This window comes from Nonomuraea candida (genome assembly GCF_000725485.1).
Taxonomy (GTDB): domain Bacteria; phylum Actinomycetota; class Actinomycetes; order Streptosporangiales; family Streptosporangiaceae; genus Nonomuraea; species Nonomuraea candida.
Genome location: NZ_JOAG01000007.1, coordinates 63,364 through 83,759, shown reverse-complemented (window position 1 = coordinate 83,759; position 20,396 = coordinate 63,364). Strand labels below are relative to the sequence as shown.

The window sequence follows — 20,396 nt, the reverse complement described above, 5'->3', positions numbered from 1 at the left end:
CGCACGGCCCGGCCGTACCGTCCCCGGCCGGTCCACGGCCCGAACCGGCCACAGAACCCGCCCATAGAACCCGCCCATAGAACCCGGCCACAGAACCCGGCCACAGAACCCGGCCACAGAACCCGGCCACCTGACCCCACCCCATGAAAGAGCCTCCGCACCCGGACGGTGCGGAGGCTCTTCACGGGGGCTAGGACACCGCCGCGGGAACCGGGGCGGTCAGGCGCACCGGAAGCGCTCGGTGCCCGTTCATGATGAACGTCGGCAGCGGCACCAGGTCCTGCTTGTCCACCGCCAGGCTGAGCTCGGGGAACCGCTCGAACAGCGACGACAGCCCGATCGTGGCGACCGCCCTGGCGATGGAGGCGCCGAGGCAGTAGTGCGGGCCGTACCCGAACGACAGGTGCTCCTTGTTCGGCCGGGTGAGGTCGAAGGCGCCCGCGTCCGCGCCGTGCAGGGCCGGGTCGCGGCCCACCGCGGCGTAGTTGATCAGGATCGGGTCGCCCTGGGGGATGGTGACGCCGTCGAGGTGGATGTCCGTGACGGCGTACCGCAGCGGCAGGTGCGCCAGCGGCGACTCCACCCGCAGGACCTCGTCGATCACGTCGTCCCAGGTGGATCGGCCCGACCTGACCAGGTCGAGCTGCTCGGGGTGGGAGAGCAGCGCGGTGATCGCGTTGTCGAAGAAGTTGATCGTGGTCTCCGAGCCCGCGCCGAGGATCGCGAAGATCGTGTCGGTGAGCTCGACCTCCGACAACCGCGAGCCGTCGGTGTCGCGCGCGGTCACCAGGTCGGTGGTGATGTCCTCGCCCGGGTTGGCCCGCTTCTCCGCGATCAGCTCGGCCATGGCGCCGCGCCAGCCGGACAGGATCGCCTGTGCCTGCTCCGGCGTGACCGTGGTGTCCACCATCATGTCGATGACCTTGGCGGTGGCCGCGCGGGCTTCCTCCGACATGCCGATCAGGTCCGCGACCAGCATGGCCGGCAGCGGGTAGGCGAATCGCTCGCGCAGGTCGACCACCTCGCCGGGCCCCGTCGCCGCCAGCGCGTCCAGGAGGTGGTTCGTCAGCGCCGTGATGCGCGGCTTGATCGCCTCGGTCCTGCGCGGCGTGAAGGCCTTGCCGACCAGCCGGCGCAGCCGGACGTGGTCCTTGCCGTACGCGGTGACCATGTTGTCCATGGCGATCCAGCTGATCATCTCCCAGTCGGGCGGGATCTCGCCGTTGATGAACGCGGGCCAGTGGTTGCGCGCGCTCTTGGTGACGTTGGGCTCGGCGAGCAGCTGCCTGACCGCCTCGTGGGTGTTGACCGACCAGGCGAGCACCCCACCGGGCAGCTCCACCTGGACGGCGTGGCCCTGAGCGCGCAGGAAGTCGGTTTCCGCATGGATGTCACGGCCGGTGGTGTCGAGAACGGGGCAGCGTCTTTCCACTGTGGTCTCCCATAGAACTCAGCGATTCGGAACGGTGTCAGACCTTGGCCGACGTGGGCTCCTCGGTGGCGTCCTGGGAAGGCTCCTCGGAAGGCTCCGCGGGCGCCTCCCCCATGGCCTGCTCGGAGGCCGGCGGCACCTTCCTCAGCGTGATCAGCGCGACCACGGCCAGGCACAGGGCCAGCGCCGCGCTGACGCCGGTGGCGGCGTTGACCGACGTGGTGAAGGCCTCGCGCCCGGCGGCGAGCAGCTCGGCGGCCACGGGCGCGGCCACCTGCTGGGCGGCGTTGATGGCGCCCGCGATGCCCTCGCTCGCCGTGCCGGCGAGGGCGGGCGGCACGGACGCGGGCAGCGTGCCGGCGATCTGCACGCTGTAGACGGCGGTGCCGACGCTGCCCAGCGCGGCCACGCCGAGCGCGATGCCCAGCTCGCCGCCCGTCTCGGAGACCGCCGAGGCCGAGCCGGCCCGCTCGGGCGGGACGGAGCCGAAGATCAGCGAGTTGCCGAGCGCGCTCATCGGCCCCGCGCCGAGCGAGCCGATGATCAGGCCGGTCAGCACGATGCCGACGCCGGAGCCGACGTCGATCGTGCTCAGCACGAAGTAGCCGCCCGACATGACGACCAGGCCGGCCGCGATGACGTACCCGGGGCGCAGCTTGCGCGCGATCACGGGGGCCAGCAGCACGCTGGCGATGGTGGCCGCGGTCGAGGGCAGCACCCACAGGCCCGTCTCCAGCGGCGACAGGCCGACCACGGTCTGCAGGAACATGCTGACCAGGAAGAAGCTGCCGTTGACGATGCCGCCGAGAATCATGATCGACACCGCGGCCCGGAAGACCGGCAGCTTGAACAGCTTCAGGTCGAGCAGCGGCGAGTCCAGCCCGCGCTGCCGCCGCACGAACGCGAAGGCGAAGGCGAGGCCCACGACGATGGCGACGACGTACCAGAGCTGCCAGCCGTGCTTGGCCAGCTCCTTCAGCCCGTAGACGAAGGGCAGGATGGCCGCCAGCGACAGCGCCACGCTGGGCAGGTCGAGCCGGCCGCCCGCGGGGTCGCGGTGCTCGGGCAGCAGCGCGGGCCCGGCCGCGAGCAGCAGCACCATGACCGGCACCGCCAGCAGGAACACCGAGCCCCACCAGAAGTTCTCCAGCATGACGCCGCCGACCACGGGGCCGAGCGCGACGCCGCCCATGAAGCAGGCCATCCAGACCGAGATGGCGGTGCCCATCTGCGCGGGGTCCTTGAAGATGGTGGCGATCAGCGACATCGTCGACGGCATGATCGTCGCGCCCGCGATCCCGAGCAGCGCGCGGGAGACGATGAGCATCTCGGCGCTGGTGGAGTAGGCGGCCAGCACCGACGCGGCGGTGAAGGCGGCGGCGCCGATGAGCAGCAGCTTGCGCCGGCCGATCAGGTCACCGAGCCGGCCCATGGTGACCAGGAGGCCGCCGATGACGAAGCCGTAGATGTCGGTGATCCAGAGCTGCTGGGTGAGCGAGGCCCCCAGCTCGGAGCTGAGGTGGGGGAGCGCCAGGTAGAGCACGCTCATGTCGATCGAGAGCAGCAGCGTCGGCAGGGCCAGGATGGCCAGCGCCAGCCACTCGCGGGTGCCGGCCTTCGCCGGTGCGTTCATGTCCATCTAGTCCCTTCCTCTCACTTGGTCAGCGCGCCCACGGGCGCCTGCTCGGCGGGCTCCGGCTGGACCGGAGGCTTGCGGGATCTGCTCCAGTACTTCATGGCCGGGCGCTCCACCAGCGTGTAGAGCAGCCAGCCCGTCACGACGGTGGCGCCGGCCAGCGCTATCACGAGCAGCGTGCCGCCCACGGGCCCGTACTCGGCCTTGCCGAGCACCGCCTCGCGCAGCCAGTACAGGACGATGGACTGGGTCAGGTAGAAGCCGAAGGAGATCTGTCCCAGCCAGACCATCGGCCTGGTGCCGAAGAACGTCTTCCTGCCCTCCAGGTTGGCCTGGGCGAAGGTGCCGATGGCCAGCGCGAAGGGGATGGCGGTCACCAGGGAGACGCTGTAGGGCCAGGGGACGTACAGGGTGGCCGCGTAGCCGATCACCATCAGCGCCATCACCGGCAGCACCCCGATGCGCGGCCACCTGCCCGCGGCGACGATCCTGGCCAGGATCATGCCGAGCACGAACTCGAACAGCCGCACGGGCGGGAACAGGTAGATGAACCAGAACTGCGGCAGCGACAACGCCTCGCCCGGGTACGTGGGCGCGTCGGGCACCAGCGTCAGCGTCACCAGGCACATCAGGGCCATGCCGACGAGGGCCAGCCCCGCCCACAACCACAGCCGGTTGTCGGCGATCTTCCTGATCGGGATGATCAGCGCGGGGAAGAGCAGGTAGAACAGCATCTCCGCGCTCAGCGACCAGGCCGGCATGTTCGCGCCGCCCCAGATGGCGTTGTCGTTGACGAAGACGTTGAGCAGCAGCAGGTTCGGCAGGCCCCACAGGACCGTGTACGAGCCGGCGAACAGCAGCATGGCAAGCGCCCACGTCACCACGTGGTTGGGCATGATCTTCACGACGCGGCGCCGGTAGTAGGCGCGGATCCGGTCGCCCGGCTTGGCCGACCACGTGATCACGAAGCCGCTCAGGATGAAGAAGAACGACACTCCGATGGAACCGCCGGGATAGAACAGCCACATCAGCGTCTGGGTGATGCCGTCGTCCGCGTACGGGGTGGCCATATTCTGGTTCCCCTGGGTGAAGGGGAAGATGACGTGGCTCAGGAATACCAGTAACGCGGCGATGATGCGCATGCCGGTCAGCGCGGGCAGATCTCCGCGCACGGCAGGGGGGGTGGAGGTCACGTTGGGCTCCTTTCTCTCGGAATGCCCTGCTCCATCTTTCGTGCGGCCATCTGCCCGTCGCATCTCGCCACGTGCGGACTTGGGGGAAGGGGGAATTCTCCGGTTCAGAGCGGCACGGAGGTGGTCAGACCGCCGTCCACCCGCAGCTCCTGACCGGTGATGTACGACGAGCGCGCCGACAGCAGGAACGCCGCCGCGTCCGCCACGTCCTCGGCGGTGCCGAGCCGCCCGAGCGCCACCTGCGCCCGGCACGCCTCCTGCGCCTCCGGCGTGTTGGAGATCGCCTCGAACATCTCGGTGACGATGTAGCCGGGGCTGATCGCGTTGACCCGGATGCCACTGGGCGCCAGGTCGGCCGCCAGCGTGCGGACCAGGTTGATCACGGCGGCCTTGCTGGCGGCGTACACCGAGGTGAAGGCCAGGCCGCGGTGCGCCAGCCAGGAGCCGTTGATGACGATCGACCCGCCGCCGCTCATCAGCCGCACCGACTGCTGGATGGTGAAGTAGACGCCCTTGAGGTTGGTGGCGACGACCTCGTCGAAGGCCTGCTCGGTGACGTCGCCGCTGCGCGAGAAGCCGGCCACGCCCGCGTTGGCGAAGACGCCGTCGAGCCTGCCGAAGCTCTGCTCGATCCGCGACACCAGCGCGCCGACCTCGCCCGGCCGCGACACGTCGGTGGGCACGGCGAGCACCCGGTCGCCCGCGTCGAGCTCGCGCACCGCCTTGTCCAGGCGCTCGGGGCTGCGGCCGGCGAGCGCGACCCGCGCGCCCTCGGACAGTAGCCGCTGTGCGGTGGCCAGCCCCATGCCGCTGCCGCCGCCGGTGATGAGAAACGCATTGTCGGAAAACTCGTTCATGGGGTCAGAATCACACGGCGCCCTCGCCGGGATTTCCGAAGAATTGCGCTCTGCGGCGCCGCCGGGCACCGCGCATTTTTGAAGATGTTGCGCGCCGCCGCCGATGTGACCCTGTGGTGAATGCTAAATGCGCAGGAGGCGATCCGATGGGTGATGTGTCAAAGACCCGTGCGGTGGTGCTCGGCGGCAGTCTCGCGGGGCTCTTCGCCGCCAGAGTGCTCTCCGACGCCTACGACGAGGTGGTCATCGTCGACCGCGACGAGTTGATCGGTGTGCAAGGCCCGCGGCGCGGATGCCCGCAGAGCCGGCACATCAACGGCCTGCTGGCCCGCGGCCAGCAGGTGATGGAAGAACTGTATCCCGGCATCACCGAGGGGTTGTTCGCCGACGGCGTGCCGACCGGCGACCTGGCCGGTGACGTGCGCTGGTATTTCAACGGCAAGCCGCTCCAGCGCATCAACGCGGGCCTGGTCTGCGTGGCGGCCAGCCGCCCCAAGCTGGAGCACCACATCAGGGAGCGGACGAGGGTCCTGCCCGGCGTGGTCTTCGCCGAGCGTCACGACATCCTCGGTCTCGAGTTCACCCCCGACGGCAGCCGGGTCTCCGGGGCCAAGGTGCAGTCACTCGACGGTGAGAGCGAGCCGCACGTCATCCACGCCGACCTGGTGGTGGACGCCACCGGGCGCGGCTCCCGCACGCCGGTCTGGCTGGAGGCCCAGGGCTACCCCCGGGTCGAGGAGGAGCGGACGAAGATCGGCCTCGGCTACGTCACGCAGCACTACCGGCTCACCAAGGACCCGTACCACGGCGACCTGTCGATCAACCCGGTCGCCAACAAGGACATCCCGCGCGGCGCCATCTTCACCAAGACCGACGGCGACCGCGTCGAGCTGACCACGTACGGCATCCTCGGCGACCACCCGCCCACCGACCAGGAGGGCCTGTACGCGTGGCTGAAGACGCTGGCCACGCCCGACATCTACGACGCCGTGCAGAACGCCGAGCCGCTGGACGAGCCCGTCGCCTTCCGCTTCCCGACGACGCTGCGGCGCCGCTACGAGAAGATGGCGCGCTTCCCCGACGGCCTGCTCGTGACGGGTGACGCGGTGTGCTGCTTCAACCCCGTCTACGCGCAGGGCATGACCGTGGCGGCGCTGTCCGCCCTGGTCATCCGGCAGCACCTGCACACCGGCGCGCTGCCCGACCCGCTGCAGTACTTCGACGACCTGGCCAAGAGCGCCATCAACCAGCCGTGGGAGATGACGCACACCGTCGACATGGGCTTCCCCGGCGTCGAGGGCGAGCGCGGCCCGGCGACCCGGGCCGCCGGGGCCTTCCTGGGGCTCGTGCAGCAGGCCGCCACCAAGGACCCGGTCGTGGCCGGCGCGTACATGCGCGGCGCGGGCCTCATCGACGGGCCCGAGGAGCTCATGAAGCCGCAGATGCTGGCCCGCGTGCTGTGGAACTCGCTGCCCTGGGTCGGCACGCCGGCGCGCTCCAAGCACCGGCCCGCCGCGAGCAGGCCGCTGGCGAGGAGCGCGAAGCCGTGAGCATCGCCGGGCTGCTCCCGCTCTCGTGGAACCAGGGGTTCCTGCGCGCCTGGGACCAGGGCGACGAGGCCGGCCCCTTCGGGCCCCGCTACATCATCGTCTGCGGCTACCGGCTGACCGGCCCGGTGGACCCGGACGTGCTGCAGGAGGCGCTGGACGAGGTCGTGGCGCGGCACGAGGCGCTGCGCACCGAGATCGTCCGCGACGGTGACGGCCACCAGGTCGTGCACCCGCCGCGCCCCGTCCGGCTCACCGTGCGCGACCTGCCCGGCGACGACCGGGACAGGCGCGCGGAGGAGCTGCTCAACGAGGCCGAGGCGGAGGCGTACCCGATCAAGGAGCTGCCGCTGGTCCGCGCGGTGCTCGGCCGCTTCGGCGACGACGACGCGGTGCTGGGCCTCATCGCCCACCACACCGCCGTGGACGAGTGGTCGATCCGGCTGATCATGCGGGACGTGGCGCACGGCTACGCCACGCGCACCGGCCACCGGCCGCCCGACCTGCCCGAGGTGCTCCAGTACCGCGACTACGTGGACTGGGAGCGCGCCGGCGCGGGCGGGGACGACGCGGAGCGGGCGCTGGCGTACTGGCGGGAGAAGCTGGCGGGCGCCCAGGTGCTCGGCACCAGGACCGACCACCTGCGCTCCGCGGGCCTGCCCAAGACCACGGCCTGGCGGCGCTTCAGCCTGCCCGGCACGCTCACCGGGGCCGTCAGGGACATCGTGAAGGAGACGCGCAGCTCGCCGTTCATGGTGCTGCTCGCCGCCTACGCGGTCTACCTGGGGCGGCGCGAGGGCACCGCCGACGTCGTGGTGCCGAGCTTCTCGTCGGGACGCGGGCCCGCCCGCTTCCACGAGACGGTCGGGTCGTTCTTCAACTACCTGCCCTTCCGCATCGCACTGGAGGACTGCCGGACCTTCAAGGACGTCATCACCCGCACCCGGCAGACCTGTGTCGAGGCCTACGCCAACGACCTGCCCTTCGGGCAGATCCTCGGCGTCGCGCCCGCGCTGATGGCCCCCGTGGCGCAGGACGACTGCGCCGTGGTCGCCTTCCAGGTCTTCAAGTCGCCGCCCGGCACGGAGCGCGGGCGGGCGGGCGACCTGGCGTACGAGGTCATCCACCGCCGGCGGCTGTCGCAGTGGGACGGCGGCGACGTGCCCGACGGCGGCATGTGGCACCTGGAGATCGACTCCACGGGCGACATCGTGGGCTCGTTCGCCTTCAACACCAACCTCTACAGCGAGGAGAGGGTGGACGGGATGGTCGAGGACTTCAGCGCCGTGCTGAAGGAGCTGACCGCCGACCTCCACGGGCCCCTGCGGCCCTGAACCTCACGGGCCGGGCGGCGGATCGGGCGACACCTGACCCGCCGCCCGCCTCCCGCACCCCTGCGGCATACCCCGCCGCAGGGGTCCTCGGCATGCCCGGACGCCGGCAGGCCCGGCACCAGGCTCGCGGGACGCCGGCCGGCCGGCCAGCCTGACGTGCGAAACGTCCGGACATGCGAAAACGCCCGCCGGTGGTGGCGGGCGTGGCCTCCCCGGAGGGAAGCCGTGGGGGACGCACCCGCTCACGCGGAAGCGGTCCGGACGCGCTTCGTCATGGGGAAGCGGTACGGACGCCCGTCATGTGCGAGCGGTCCGGACGCCGGGGCGTGTTGCATGACGACCCGCCCCGGTGACGTCCCGTTCTCGCTGTCCCGGCCGCCGGGGGACGACGTGCCTCGGACGTGGCTCGCCCGGGGTCAGGCGCGGAAGTACTCGGCCACGGGCGGAGCCAGCGCCTCGGGGGCGATGTCGTGGCCGTGACCCTCCAGCACCTTGTACTCGCCGCCGGGCACCGTCTCGGCCACCGCCTTGGCCGCGCCCTGCATCCAGGGGCCGCTGGCGCCGCCGGCCAGGGCCAGCGTCGGAACCGTGATCTTCTTCAGCTCCTCGACCGGCAGCTGGTTGCCCGGCCCGCACACCGCGGCCTCGTACACCAGCGTGTGCGCCACCGCCGTCATGCCCTCCCAGTAGGGGGACTCCTTCATCTGCCCGACCATCTCGGCGGGCATCTCGGCGGCCTCGACCATGAAACGCTCGACGACCTCGCCCCGCTTGCCCTCGGCCACCAGGGCGGCGAGCTGCTCGCGGAAGTCCTCGACGATCGGCGGCCTGGAGTCGTCGACGATGAACGGCGGCTCGTACACCGCCAGCTTGGTGATCGGCAGGCCCGCGGCGGCCGCACGCAGCGCCAGCGCGCCGCCCGACGACCCCCCGAACACCGCCGCCGAGCCCCCGGCCGCCGTGATGATGGCGGCCAGGTCCTCGATCTCACGCTCCACCTCGTACGACTCGTTGTCGGAGCTGCCGCCCCGCCCCCGCCGGTCGTAGTTGAAGACCGTGAACTCCCCCGACAGCGCGGCCGCCAGCCCGGCCCAGATCGGGTGCGTACGGTCGCTGAACCCTCCCTGGACCAGTACCACAGCCGGGCCAGATCCTGTCTGGTCGTAGGCGATGGTGGTGCCGTCTGCCGACTTCACGTCCATGTGCTCTCCCCTTCGCTGAAGGCGTGCCACCCGGATCGGATGCCGGGTACAGATCCCTTCAAGATGCCGTAAGCGCGGCTGCCGGGCTTCTCCGAGCGTGCTTTCTCCGCACGTCGCGCACACCGCACGCAGGAAGGGGCGGTGCGCAATTCAGGAGGTGATTCACGGCGGGCGGCCAGGTGACCATACGAAAGCATCGACAATCCGGAGGCTTTGGTCATGGCTGTGGCTGGTCAGAACGACGAAGTGACGATCGAGGTTCCCACCCCTGAGGATTGGGAGGACATTTATGCGATGTTCTCCGCCGGCATCAACATCGACGGCGACCCGCAGAGCCTTGAGGCGGAGCGGCCGCTCTTCGAGCCGGGACGCTCGCTGATCGTGAAGTCCGGCGGCCGCGTCGTCGGCACCCTCGGCGCCAACACCCGCCAGATCGCCGTGCCCGGCGCGGTGGTGCCCGCCGCGCACGGCTGCCGGGGCGCGGTCTCGGCCACCCTGCGCCGCCAGGGCATCCTGACGCGCCTGATGCGCCGGCACTTCGAGGACGCGCGGGCGCTCGGCGAGCCCATCACGCTCTGCTGGGCCAGCGAGGGCCGCATCTACGGCCGCTTCGGCTACGGCCTGTCCGTGCGCCGGCTGGGCCTGAACGTCAACGCCCGCGAGGTCACCGTGCCCAAGGGCGAGGAGCCCGGCAGGATCGTCGAGGGCTCGGTCGCCGACCTGCGCGACGCGCTGGTCAAGGTCTACGACCAGGTGTACGCCGACCGCCCCGGCTGGTCCGAGCGCACCGCCGAGCACTGGGACTACCGCCTGTCCGACCACATGGCGGCCCGCCAGGGCGCCTCGGCGCTGCGCGTCGTGGTGCACGAGGGCGATGACGGCATCGACGGCTACGCCCTGTGGCGGGTCAGGGGCAACTGGACCGCCAACGGCCCCATCGGCGACGTCGTGGTGGTGGAGCAGGTCTCGACCACCCCCGAGGCGTACCGGGCGCTGTGGCGCTTCCTGCTCAACGTGGACCTCACCCGCTCGGCCTCGACCTGGGCCGTCGGCGTGGACGAGCCGCTGTTCTACTGGGTCGGCGAGCCGCGCCAGCTCGACGCGCACCTGTGCGACGCGCTGTGGATCCGCGTCGTCGACGTGCCCAAGGCGCTGGCCGCCCGCCGCTACGCCACGGCGATCGACGTCGTCATCGAGGTCACCGACGACTTCATGCCGGAGAACTCGGGCACGTACCGGCTGACCGGCTCCCCGGAGTCGGCCACCTGCACGCCCACCTCCGAGGAGCCCGAGCTGTGGCTCGACGTCCGCGCGCTCGGCGCGGTCTACATGGGCGGCACCTCGCTGTCGGCGCTGGTGAACGCGGGCCTGGCCAAGGAGGTGCGGCCCGGCGCGCTCGCGGCGGCCTCGGCCGCGTTCCGGTGGCACACGTCCCCCTACGCCTTCGAGCTCTTCTGATCGCGCCCGGCGAGCCGCTGCCACGCCCCGTCCGCCCGCCGGACCGGGTCCTGCGCTACGGCCCCCATCCCGACCAGGTCGTCGACCTGCTGGAGGGCGGGGAGCGCGGGGTCGTCATCCTGCTGCACGGAGGCTTCTGGCAGGCGGCGTACGACCGCCTGCACCTGCGCCCCATGGCCGACGCCCTGGCCGCCGGCGGGTACACGGTCGGCGTCGCCGAGTACCGGCGCGTGGGGCAGGAGGGCGGCGGCTTCCCCGGCACCTTCGACGACGTCACCGCCGCCGTCGCCACCGTCCTCACCCGGGCGCCCGGCCGCGGCCCGGCCGTCCTGGCGGGTCACTCGGCCGGCGGCCACCTCGCGCTCTGGCACGGCTGCGCCGGCGGGGCGATCAGCGGCGTCGTCGCCCTGGCGGCCCTGTCGGACCTGGGCCGGACGCTCGCCGACGGCCTCGGCGGGGGCGCGGCCGCCGCGCTGCTCGGCGACCGCGCCGCCGAGCTGCTGCCGCGGCTGGACCCCATGCGGCTGCCGTGGCGCGATGACGGCCGGCTGGTGCTGGTGCACGGGACCAGGGACCGCGTGGTGCCCGTCGAGATGAGCCGCGACTACGCCGCCCGCAACCCGGCCGCCAAGCTCGTCGAGCTGCCCGGCGCCGGCCACTTCAAGCTCATCGACCCCCTCTCCCGCGCCTGGCCCGCGGTCCGCGCCGCCATCGCCGAGGCCGCCGGGGAGGACCCGCGCCCGCCCGCGCCGGGCGCCGCCGGCGGCGAGCTCCACGCCTGAGCGCCGCACCCCGTTCGAGAGCGGCCTGTAGATCCGGCAGGTCCGGCGATCGTTCCTCATCACGCGACCGGTCCCTTGTCCCGAGGGGCCGGTCGCGTCTATGTGCCCGCTCCCATGCCGCATTCGGCAAGAAAATGGCACGAACCTGCCATCGCCCCCCATCTTGCTGCCTCCGTCACGCCTCCCCTCGCCACGGTTCGCCAGGCACCGTGAGAGGTGAAGGAGGCACCCATGAATTCCCTGAACATCGCGGAGCGGTTCCTCGACGGGAACGACGGCGACAGGACCGCCCTCATCACGCCTTCGGGCCCGCTCAGCTACGCGGCTCTGCGCTCGCTGGCCGCCAGGACCGGCAACGCGCTGCGGGCCCTGGGGGTTCGCCGCGGCGACCGCGTGCTGATCTGCCTCAGCGACGGCCCCGAGTTCGTGGCCACGTGGTACGGAGCCCAGCTCATCGGCGCCATCACCGCGGAGGTCTACACCTACCTGCAGCCCAAGGACTACCGCTACTTCCTCGACTACGCCGAGCCCCGCGTCGTCGTCACCGGCGCCGCCGCACTCGGCCCGCTGCGCGCCGCGGGGGCGCGCGGCCTGCTGGTCTCCGGCGTGGCCGAGCACGAGCTGCTCCCCGGCGAGCGCCACTTCGGCACGCTGACCGCCGCCCAGGACGACCGGCTGGACCCGGTCCCCGTGGCGGCCGGCGACGTCGCGCTGTGGAAGTTCACCACCGGCAGCACGGGCGCGCCGCGCGCCTGCGTCCTGCCCGCCAGGAGCCCCCACGTGAGCTTCGAGGGCTACGCCAGGGGCGTGCTCGGCATCCGGCCGGACGACGTGGTGCTGCCGGTGCCCAAGCTGTTCTTCGGCTATGCGCGCGACCTGACCGCGCTGTTCCCCTTCGGCGTGGGCGCGGCGGGGATCGTCTTCCCCGAGCGCAGCACGGCGGAGCGCATCTTCGGCCTGATCGCCGAGCACCGCCCGACGATCCTGGTCAACGTGCCGACCATGATGAGGGCGATGGTCGCCCACCCCGACGCCGCCCGCCAGGACCTCAGCAGCGTGCGCGTGTGCGTCTCGGCCGGCGAGGCCCTGCCCGCCGAGCTGTACCACCGGTGGACCGAGACCTTCGGCGTCGAGGTGGCCGACGGGCTGGGCTCGTCGGAGGCGTACCACATCTTCCTGTCCAACCGGCCCGGCAGGAGCCGCGCCGGCAGCCTCGGCACCGCGGTGCCCGGCTACCGCCTGAGGGTCGTGGACGAGCACGGCGCGGCCGTGCCGGACGGCGAGACCGGCCGGTTGGAGATCACGGGGGAGACGGTGGCGACGGAGTACTGGCGGGACCCGATCAAGTCGGCCGCCGTCTTCGTGGCCCCGGGCACCGTGCGCTCGGGTGATCTGGTGAGCAGGGACGCCGACGGCTTCTTCCACTACCGCGGCCGCGTCGACGACCTGCTGAAGGTGGGCGGCGTGTACGTGGCGCCCGTCGAGATCGAGAACTGCCTGCGCGGCCATCCGGCGGTGGCCGACTGCGCCGTGGTCGGTTACGAGGCGGGCGGGCTGGTGCTGCCCCGCGCGTACGTGGTGGCCACCGCGCCGTTGACGGCCCAGGAGGTGAAGGACTACGTGCGTGCGCGGTTGGCGCCGTACAAGTATCCGAGGGATGTGATGTTCGTGGACGCGTTGCCACAGACGGCTTCCGGCAAGGTGAACCGGCGAGCCCTGGAGGCGGTGGCATGAACGGCGCCGCGCTGGCCCAGGAGACCCGCCTGACCTACGCCTCCTACCTTGAGCTCGACCGGCTGCTCGACACGCAGCGGCCCCTCTCCCGGGGGCACGACGAGCTGATGTTCATCGTCGTGCACCAGGTCTACGAGTTGTGGTTCAAGCTGCTGCTGCACGAGCTGGGCGGGCTGCAGGAGCGCCTGGAGGCCGGCGACAGCGGCCCGGCGCTGCACACGCTGCACCGGTGCGTGACCGTGCTGCGGGTGGCCGTCGAGCAGATCGACGTGATGACCACGCTGACGCCCGCCCAGTTCGCCGGCTTCCGCGGCTGCCTGGGCTCCGCCAGCGGCGCGCAGTCGGCGCAGTTCCGCGAGCTGGAGGCGGTGCTGGGGTCGCGCGACCGCGACGCGCTCGAACGCTACGAGGAGGGCGGCGCGGAGCGGCTGCGCATCGAGGCCGCCATGAACCGGCGCTCCGTGCTCGACTCCTTCCTGTGCTACCTGTCGCTGCAGGGCTATCCGGTGCCCGCCGAGGTGCTGCGCCGCGACCCCGCCCGGCCCTTCGAGGCGACCGACCGGGTGCGCGAGGTGCTCGTCCAGGTCAACCGGGACGACCTGGTGCCCGCCCAGATCGGGGAGGGCCTGCTCGACCTCGACCAGCTCCTTCAGGAGTGGCGCTACCGGCACGGCAAGATGGTGCAGCGCATGATCGGCGGCCGGCGCGGCACCGGCGGCACCTCCGGCGCCGCCCACCTGCGCACCACCTGGGCCGCCTCGGCCTTCCCCGTGTTGTGGGAGGTGCGCGGCGCATGAACGGCGACCTGGCGGCGTACCTCGCGCCGCACTACACGATGTTCCGCGTCTCCGAGCGCCTGCTGCTCACCGGCCACTCCCACCAGGCCTGGCCGGACGTCGCGCTCGACGGCCAGATCGAGGCGTTCCAGGACGCCGCGCTCGGCGTGGACGGCAAGTGGGCGCGCGCCATGGACAAGGCGGAGGAGGTGCGGGCCGGCTTCCGCCGCGTGCTCGGCGACCCCGGCGCCGACCTGGCGCTCGGCGCCAGCACCCACGAGCTGGTGCTGCGCTTCCTGTCCGCGCTGCCGCTCGCCGCGCGGCCCCGGCTGGTCACCACCGACGGCGAGTTCCACACGCTGCGCCGCCAGCTCGGCCGGCTCGCGGAGGAGGGCCTGGAGCTGGTGCGCGTGCCCGCGGAGCCGGTCGGCTCCCTGCCGGAACGGCTGGCGGCGGCGGTGGACGACCGGACCGCCGCCGTGCTGGTCTCGGCCGTGCTGTACGAGAGCGCCGCCATCGTGCCCGACCTGGCCGTGCTGGCCGGGACGTGCGACCGCAGGGGCGCGGAGCTGCTCGTGGACGTCTACCACGCGCTCGGCGCCGTGCCCTTCTCCGCCGCGGCCATCCCCACGGCCTGGATCGTCGGCGGCGGGTACAAGTACCTCCAGCTCGGGGAAGGGAACTGTTTCCTGCGGGTCCCGCCGCACGCCGCGCGGCGCCGTCCCGTGATCACCGGCTGGTTCGCCGAGTTCGCCGGGCTGGACGCGGCGGCGGGGCCGGACCGGGTGGCCTATCCGGCGGGCGCGCAGGCGTTCGCCGGCGCGACGTACGACCCGACCAGCCACTACCGGGCGGCCCGCGTGTTCGGCTTCTTCGCCGAGCACGGCCTGACGCCCGGCCTGCTGCGCAGCGTCTCCCTGCGCCAGCTCGCCCGGCTGCGCGCCCGCTTCGACGCCATGGACACCGGCGGGCTGATCAGCAGGGACACCGGCACGCCGCCCGAGCGGCTCGGCGCCTTCCTCGCGCTGCGCTCGCCGCACGCGGCGCGGCTGCGCGAGGGGCTGGCCGCGCGGGGCGTGCTGGCCGACAGCCGCGGCACGACGCTGCGGCTCGGCCCCGCGCCGTACCTGTCGGACGCCCAGCTCGACGCCGCCATGGACGCCCTGGAAGCCGAACTGTCCGCCGTGCGGGCGAGCGGCGCGGTGGGAGCCGGGCCACGGCAGGCGTGAACGGAAAGGACCGCGCCGCGGATGAGCGAGAACGGAAGGAGCAGCGCTGCGGAAACGGAAGGGGCCGTCGCCGATCGGATCGGCGACGGCCCCTTCCGCGTCGTCGGGCGGCTCAGCGCCCGACGCCCACGTACTCGTAGCCCAGCCCGCGCAGCTCGGCGATCTTCTCCTTGCCGTAGTAGGCCCGCCCGTCCATCACCAGGCACGAGTCCGCCACCGGCAGCGTGGCGAAGTCGAGGGCGGCGAACTCCTGGTGCAGGGCCATGACGGCGACGCAGTCCGCGTCCCGCACGGCCTCCTCCAGGGTCTCGGTCGGCGCGATGCCGAACAGCGCCTCGGCCTGGAAGGGGTCCACCAGAGGGTCGTGCAGCCGCACCGTCGCGCCCGCCTTCTCCAGGGCCGTGACGACCCCTTCGACCGGGGTGGCGCGCAGGTCGCCGGTGTTGTTCTTGAACGCCGCCCCCAGCACGGCGACCGTGCACCGGGCCGGGTCCTTGCCGCCGCGCACCAGCGCGTCGATGATCAGCTGCGCGGTGTGCTCCGGCATGCCCAGGTTGACCTCGCGGCCGATGGCCGGCGTGAGCAGCTCCACCCCGCGCCGCCGGGCGGTGTCCCACACCATCCACGGGTCCTTGACCAGGCACGAGCCGCCGACGCCCACGCTGGGCAGCAGGATGTTCACCGACCCCTTGCCCTTGGGCACGGTGTTGGCGGCCGCGATCACGTCCAGCACGTCCACGCTGAAGGCGGCACAGAACTTGGCCAGCTCGTTGGCCAGCGCGATGTTGAGGTCGATCCACCAGTTGTCGGCCAGCTTGACGATCTCCGCGGCCTCCGGGGAGTCCTGCGTGATCACCTCGACGCCGAGCGCCTCCCGCCAGAACGCGGCCGCGTCCCGGGTGGCGCGCTCGTCCATGCCGCCGACCACCATGGGCAGCGAGCGCAGCTCGCGCAGCGCCGTGCCCTCGGCGAACCGCTCGGGCGTGAAGGCCAGGCGGAAGTCGGCGCCGCAGGTGAGCCCGCCGCGCTCCAGCAGCGGGCGCACGAGGTCACGCGTCGTGCCCGGCGGCACCGTGCTCTTGACCAGCACGAGCTGCCCGGCCCGCAGGTGGCGGCCCACCGCCTCGCACGCCTCGGTGAGCTGGTCCGCCATCAGCGAGCCGTCGGTGCGCACCGGCGTGCCGACCGCCAGCAGCACGACGTCGGCCGCCCGGATGGCGGAATAGTCGGTGGTCACGCGGAGCCGCCCCGTCACGATGCCGGCCTGGAGCAGCGGGGCCAGCCCATCCTCCTGATAGCGGCAATGGCCCTCCATCAGCTCTTCGATCAGCCGAGCGTTCGTGTCGACGCCCGTCACGTGCCAGCCGCGTTCGGCGAGGATGGCCGCGTAACAGGAGCCCACATAGCCCAGGCCGATGACCGCCACTTTTGGGCGCTCATTTTCGCGTGGACGTCGCATAAATGCTCCCCAGTAGTGCGTTCACAACCCGGTGGATTTCCTGATTGCCAGGACAACCCAATTTCCGGTGAGCCGCATCTTTTGCCTTGCGGGCCGCGCTGGGCAATACGGGAGATGCAGCGTGCCGGGCGGTGCCCGATCCTGTGGAGTGGTGCATCGACGAAGGGCCGACAAATGAATGAACACAAGGCGTTGATACTCGACGAGGTGCGCAAATACCACGACGACGTGGCGGCCGCCGCTGATTTCGAGCCGGGCGTCACCGAGATCTGGCCCACGGGGGCGGTGCATGACGTCGAGGACCGGGTGGCGCTGGTCGAGGCGGCCCTCGACCTGCGGGTCGCCGGCGGGAGCAGGGCGCGCAAGTTCGAGTCGGTCTTCGCCCGCAAGATGAAGCGACGCAAGGCGCTGCTGACGAACTCGGGCTCGTCGGCCAACCTGCTGGCCCTGTCGGCGCTGACGTCGCACCGCCTGGAGGACGCCCGGCTGCGGCCCGGCGACGAGGTGATCACGGTCGCGGCGGCCTTCCCGACGACGGTCAACCCGATCCTGCAGAACGGCCTGGTGCCGGTCTTCGTGGACGTGGAGCTCGGCACGTACAACCCCACCGTGGACATGGTGGCGCGGGCGATCGGGCCGAAGACCAGGGCGATCATGATCGCGCACACGGTCGGCAACCCGTTCCCGGTGGCCGAGATGGCCGAGCTGGCCGCCCGGCACGAGCTCTTCCTCGTCGAGGACAGCTGCGACGCCGTCGGCTCCACCTACGACGGGGAGCCGGTCGGCACCTTCGGCGACATCACCACCGTCAGCTTCTACCCCGCGCACCACATGACGATGGGGGAGGGCGGCTGCGTGCTGACCTCGAACCTCCTGCTGTCGCGCATCGTCGAGTCGCTGCGGGACTGGGGCCGGGACTGCTGGTGCGAGCCGGGCGAGAGCAACACCTGCCTCAAGCGCTTCAACTACCAGATGGGCTCGCTGCCGCACGGCTACGACCACAAGTACATCTACTCGCACGTCGGGTACAACCTCAAGATCACGGAGCTGCAGGCCGCGCTCGGCCTCAGCCAGCTCGACAAGCTCGACGACTTCTGCGCCGCCAGGCGGCGCAACTGGCGGCGGCTGCGCGAAGGGCTGGAGGGCGTGCCCCACCTGCTCCTGCCGGAGGCCACCCCGCGCAGCGACCCGAGCTGGTACGGCTTCGTCGTCACGGTCGACCCCGACGCGCCGTTCTCCTCCAAGGAGCTGGTGGACTTCCTGGAGGAGCGCAAGATCGGCACCCGCCGGCTCTTCGCGGGCAACCTGCTGCGCCACCCCGCCTACGCCGACCAGCCCCACCGGGTCGTCGGCGAGCTGACCAACACCGACATCATCATGACGCAGACGTTCCACGTCGGCGTCTACCCGGGCCTGTCCGACCAGATGATCGACTACGTCGTGGCCTCCTTCAAGGAATTCGTCGCGAACCGTGGCTGACCTGAGCGGATGACCTGAGATGAAGGCACTGGTCTTGGCCGGCGGGTCAGGCACCCGCCTGCGCCCCTTCAGCTACTCGATGCCGAAGCAGCTCATCCCGATCGCGGGCCGGCCCGTGCTGGAGCACGTGCTGGCGAACATCCGCGACCTGGGGGTGCGCGAGGTCGGCGTGATCGTCGGCTCCTGGGCCTCGGAGATCGCCGCGGTGATCGGGGACGGCTCGTCGCTCGGCGTGCGGGTCACCTACATCCCGCAGGGCGCCCCCCTGGGGCTGGCCCACGCCGTACGGCTGGCGCGCGGCTTCCTCGGCGGGGACGACTTCGTCATGTACCTCGGCGACATCATCCTGGCCGACGGGCTCGCCGGGATCGCCGCCGACTTCCGCGCCCGGCGGCCGGCCGCCCAGGTGGTGACGCAGCGGGTGGCCGACCCCCGGGCGTTCGGCGTCGTGGAGCTCGGCCGGGACGGCGCCGTGCGGCGGCTGACCGAGAAGCCGCGCCGCCCCCGCAGCGACCTGGCCATGGTGGGCGTCTACTTCTTCACCGCGGCCGTGCACGAGGCCGTGGCCGCCATCGCGCCCAGCCGGCGCGGCGAGCTGGAGATCACCGACGCCGTGCAGTGGCTGGTCTCCCGGGGGCTGCCGGTCAGGGCCACCGAGTACCGGGGGTTCTGGAAGGACACCGGCAGGCCCGACGACGTGCTCGAATGCAACCGGCGGCTGCTGGGCGGCCGGGTCGAGCTCGACCCCACCGCGCGGGTCGTGCGCTCCCGGATCGAGGGGCCGGCGATCGTGGGCGCGAACACGATCATCGAGGACTGCCTCATCGGGCCGAACGTCTCCATCGGCCGCGACTGCGTGCTGCGCGGCACCCGGCTGAGCGACTCCATCGTGCTGGACGGGGCCTCGATCCTGGAGGTGCCCGGGATGCACGGCTCGATCGTGGGGCGCTCGGCCGTCATCGAGCCGGCCGGCGTGGACGCGGTGCCGTACCGGCTGCTGGTCGGCGACAACACCCGCGTCGAGATCGCCCCCGCCGTCCGCTGACGTCCCGGGCCGCCGCAGGGTCCGCGGCGGCCCGGGACCGCGCTCATCGGCCGGCCCGCGACCACGCCGGCCGGCCCGCGACCACGCCGGCCGGCCGGTGGGCGCGCGGGCACGCGGTCCGGCCGGTGGCGGGCCCGGCAGGCACGCCGTCCGGCCGGTGGCGGGCCCGAAGGCACGCCGGCCGGCCGGTGATGGACCCCGTACACGACGACGACCGACCGGCCCTTCCGGCCGGTCGGTCGTCGTCGTGCCCGGGAGTGGGACGCCGGGTCAGGCGCCGATGGGGGTGTTCTGGTAGGCCGTGATGTACCAGCGGCCCTCCTGCTTGGCCAGCACCCAGGTGGCGCGGACGGCCCGCTCCGGCGCGACCTCGGTCTCCTCGCCCACGAGAACCCCGCCCTTGGTGACCAGCACCGCGGCCTCCGGCCCGAGGATCTTGGCCGAGATCGGCTCGCCGAACACCCGCGAGCCTTTGTAGGGGCCGGCGAAGGCGGCGCCCATGAACGAGGCGATGTTGTTGCGCCCGGTCGCGTAGATGCCGCCGGGCAGGATCATCGTGGCGTCCTCGGTGAACACGTCGGCGAAGGCGTCGCCGTCGTTCTGCGCCCACGCGCTCATGATGCGCGCGGGCACCTCGCGGATGGCGGTCGCGTCGTCGATGGTGGTTGTAGCGCTCATTCCTTCGTCCTCCACTCAGGGTGAAAGCAGGGGCCGCGCGGCGGCCGGGAAAACAGCCGGCCGCCGCCGGCCAGACCTTCCGCGACCTTAACTCCGCGTGCGCCGCGGGCTTTCTCCTGCCGTGCCCGATCGGCCATCCGGTTTTCCGCATTCTCAAAGATGTGAGCGCCCACCCGGCCTGTGACGATATCCGCAGGAACCGGTATTCAGGGCGGGTATCCGTTCGCGGGCCACGCGCCTACAAGTGGGATTTCGGGAGTGGAGGGCGCCGGATGGCTGATAATCGGGAAAGCGAGCTGAGTTTCTCCCTTATCGAGGAAAAGGTCGGCGAGATCTGGCGGTACGTGCTCGACGTGCCGGCCGACATGGCGGACGCGACGTTCTTCGATCTGGAGGGCGAGTCGATCTCCGCGATCCGCATCGTGTCGCGCATCGAGGAGGAGCTGGGCGTCGCCATCGAGGTGGGCGACATCTTCGAGGAGGACCCCAACCTGGAGGCTCTGGTGCTCAGGGTCGCCGCCGCGGCGAAGGTCACGTCCCCCGTCTGACCGCGTC

Annotated in this window: 17 protein-coding genes; 10 read left to right on the top strand and 7 right to left on the bottom strand. The window is 71.9% G+C overall.

Annotation, left to right across the window (positions count from 1 at the left end; translation table 11 throughout):
• Positions 1 to 190 precede the first annotated feature (190 nt).
• The 4 genes from IO39_RS06835 to IO39_RS06820 form a co-directional block, all read right to left on the bottom strand.
• Entirely contained in the window at positions 191 to 1,432 is a 1,242-nt protein-coding gene (locus tag IO39_RS06835; RefSeq protein ID WP_043617779.1) for a cytochrome P450 family protein, read from the bottom strand.
• 37 nt (positions 1,433 to 1,469) lie between these two features.
• A complete protein-coding gene (locus IO39_RS06830; RefSeq protein WP_043617775.1) occupies positions 1,470 to 3,071 on the bottom strand; it encodes an MFS transporter in 1,602 nt (533 codons plus the stop codon).
• A gap of 14 nt (positions 3,072 to 3,085) precedes the next feature.
• A complete protein-coding gene (locus IO39_RS06825) occupies positions 3,086 to 4,261 on the bottom strand; it encodes an acyltransferase family protein (protein WP_043617772.1) in 1,176 nt (391 codons plus the stop codon).
• A gap of 104 nt (positions 4,262 to 4,365) precedes the next feature.
• Positions 4,366 to 5,118, bottom strand: a complete 753-nt coding sequence (locus tag IO39_RS06820) for an SDR family NAD(P)-dependent oxidoreductase (protein ID WP_043617770.1) — start codon at positions 5,116 to 5,118, stop codon at positions 4,366 to 4,368.
• 146 nt (positions 5,119 to 5,264) lie between these two features.
• Between IO39_RS06820 and IO39_RS06815 the strand changes: the two genes are divergently transcribed.
• Both IO39_RS06815 and IO39_RS06810 read left to right on the top strand, forming a co-directional pair.
• Positions 5,265 to 6,668 (top strand): FAD-dependent oxidoreductase, encoded by a 1,404-nt coding sequence (locus IO39_RS06815; protein ID WP_043617768.1) that lies wholly within the window; start codon positions 5,265 to 5,267, stop codon positions 6,666 to 6,668.
• Complete coding sequence (locus IO39_RS06810; RefSeq protein WP_043618028.1) at positions 6,665 to 7,999, top strand: condensation domain-containing protein; 1,335 nt, start codon at positions 6,665 to 6,667, stop codon at positions 7,997 to 7,999. Before IO39_RS06815 ends, IO39_RS06810 begins: the two co-directional genes overlap by 4 nt.
• 416 nt (positions 8,000 to 8,415) lie before the next feature.
• Here the strand turns inward: IO39_RS06810 and IO39_RS06805 are convergent, their stop codons facing one another.
• Positions 8,416 to 9,201 carry an alpha/beta fold hydrolase gene (locus IO39_RS06805; protein WP_043617765.1) on the bottom strand — a complete coding sequence of 262 codons (786 nt, stop codon included), beginning with the start codon at positions 9,199 to 9,201 and terminating at the stop codon, positions 8,416 to 8,418.
• A 219-nt stretch (positions 9,202 to 9,420) separates the two neighbouring features.
• On the opposite strand from IO39_RS06805, the gene IO39_RS06800 reads away from it, so the two are divergent.
• From IO39_RS06800 to IO39_RS06780, 5 genes are all read left to right on the top strand, one after another.
• Positions 9,421 to 10,659 (top strand): GNAT family N-acetyltransferase, encoded by a 1,239-nt coding sequence (locus tag IO39_RS06800; protein WP_063765226.1) that lies wholly within the window; start codon positions 9,421 to 9,423, stop codon positions 10,657 to 10,659.
• Positions 10,623 to 11,441, top strand: coding sequence for an alpha/beta hydrolase family protein (locus IO39_RS06795; RefSeq protein WP_052422535.1), 819 nt, complete (start codon positions 10,623 to 10,625; stop codon positions 11,439 to 11,441). Before IO39_RS06800 ends, IO39_RS06795 begins: the two co-directional genes overlap by 37 nt.
• Positions 11,442 to 11,672: 231 nt before the next feature.
• Positions 11,673 to 13,175, top strand: a complete 1,503-nt coding sequence (locus IO39_RS06790; RefSeq protein ID WP_043617758.1) for a benzoate-CoA ligase family protein — start codon at positions 11,673 to 11,675, stop codon at positions 13,173 to 13,175.
• The gene (locus IO39_RS06785) at positions 13,172 to 13,972 is read left to right on the top strand and encodes a tryptophan 2,3-dioxygenase (RefSeq protein WP_043617755.1); all 801 of its coding nucleotides are present in this window, start codon (positions 13,172 to 13,174) and stop codon (positions 13,970 to 13,972) included. The genes IO39_RS06790 and IO39_RS06785 overlap by 4 nt, the downstream gene beginning before the upstream one ends.
• On the top strand, positions 13,969 to 15,180 hold the full coding sequence (locus IO39_RS06780) for a kynureninase/PvdN C-terminal domain-containing protein (protein WP_043617753.1): 1,212 nt from the start codon (positions 13,969 to 13,971) through the stop codon (positions 15,178 to 15,180). The genes IO39_RS06785 and IO39_RS06780 overlap by 4 nt, the downstream gene beginning before the upstream one ends.
• Before the next feature lie 112 nt (positions 15,181 to 15,292).
• Here the strand turns inward: IO39_RS06780 and IO39_RS06775 are convergent, their stop codons facing one another.
• The gene (locus tag IO39_RS06775) at positions 15,293 to 16,606 is read right to left on the bottom strand and encodes a nucleotide sugar dehydrogenase (protein WP_245641841.1); all 1,314 of its coding nucleotides are present in this window, start codon (positions 16,604 to 16,606) and stop codon (positions 15,293 to 15,295) included.
• A gap of 207 nt (positions 16,607 to 16,813) precedes the next feature.
• Here IO39_RS06775 and rfbH point away from each other — a divergent pair, with 207 nt between their 5' ends.
• Both rfbH and IO39_RS06765 read left to right on the top strand, forming a co-directional pair.
• The gene (rfbH, locus tag IO39_RS06770; RefSeq protein ID WP_043617747.1) at positions 16,814 to 18,118 is read left to right on the top strand and encodes a lipopolysaccharide biosynthesis protein RfbH; all 1,305 of its coding nucleotides are present in this window, start codon (positions 16,814 to 16,816) and stop codon (positions 18,116 to 18,118) included.
• 19 nt (positions 18,119 to 18,137) lie between these two features.
• Positions 18,138 to 19,163: a glucose-1-phosphate thymidylyltransferase gene (locus IO39_RS06765; RefSeq protein WP_043617746.1), complete on the top strand. Its 1,026-nt coding sequence runs from the start codon at positions 18,138 to 18,140 to the stop codon at positions 19,161 to 19,163.
• A 270-nt stretch (positions 19,164 to 19,433) separates the two neighbouring features.
• Here IO39_RS06765 and IO39_RS06760 read toward each other — a convergent pair whose 3' ends face one another.
• On the bottom strand, positions 19,434 to 19,841 hold the full coding sequence (locus tag IO39_RS06760; protein WP_043617745.1) for an SgcJ/EcaC family oxidoreductase: 408 nt from the start codon (positions 19,839 to 19,841) through the stop codon (positions 19,434 to 19,436).
• A gap of 272 nt (positions 19,842 to 20,113) precedes the next feature.
• On the opposite strand from IO39_RS06760, the gene IO39_RS06755 reads away from it, so the two are divergent.
• A complete protein-coding gene (locus IO39_RS06755; protein WP_043617742.1) occupies positions 20,114 to 20,389 on the top strand; it encodes a phosphopantetheine-binding protein in 276 nt (91 codons plus the stop codon).
• Positions 20,390 to 20,396: the final 7 nt, after the last annotated feature.

Coding starts and splice junctions, on each gene's coding strand:
- IO39_RS06765 (WP_043617746.1), top strand. CDS start 18,138: ATGAAGGCACTGGTCTTGGCCGGCGGGTCAGGCACCCGCCTGCGCCCC.
- IO39_RS06800 (WP_063765226.1), top strand. CDS start 9,421: ATGGCTGTGGCTGGTCAGAACGACGAAGTGACGATCGAGGTTCCCACC.
- IO39_RS06755 (WP_043617742.1), top strand. CDS start 20,114: ATGGCTGATAATCGGGAAAGCGAGCTGAGTTTCTCCCTTATCGAGGAA.
- IO39_RS06780 (WP_043617753.1), top strand. CDS start 13,969: ATGAACGGCGACCTGGCGGCGTACCTCGCGCCGCACTACACGATGTTC.
- IO39_RS06815 (WP_043617768.1), top strand. CDS start 5,265: ATGGGTGATGTGTCAAAGACCCGTGCGGTGGTGCTCGGCGGCAGTCTC.
- IO39_RS06790 (WP_043617758.1), top strand. CDS start 11,673: ATGAATTCCCTGAACATCGCGGAGCGGTTCCTCGACGGGAACGACGGC.
- IO39_RS06785 (WP_043617755.1), top strand. CDS start 13,172: ATGAACGGCGCCGCGCTGGCCCAGGAGACCCGCCTGACCTACGCCTCC.
- rfbH (WP_043617747.1), top strand. CDS start 16,814: ATGAATGAACACAAGGCGTTGATACTCGACGAGGTGCGCAAATACCAC.
- IO39_RS06820 (WP_043617770.1), bottom strand. CDS start 5,118: ATGAACGAGTTTTCCGACAATGCGTTTCTCATCACCGGCGGCGGCAGC.
- IO39_RS06805 (WP_043617765.1), bottom strand. CDS start 9,201: ATGGACGTGAAGTCGGCAGACGGCACCACCATCGCCTACGACCAGACA.
- IO39_RS06760 (WP_043617745.1), bottom strand. CDS start 19,841: ATGAGCGCTACAACCACCATCGACGACGCGACCGCCATCCGCGAGGTG.
- IO39_RS06830 (WP_043617775.1), bottom strand. CDS start 3,071: ATGGACATGAACGCACCGGCGAAGGCCGGCACCCGCGAGTGGCTGGCG.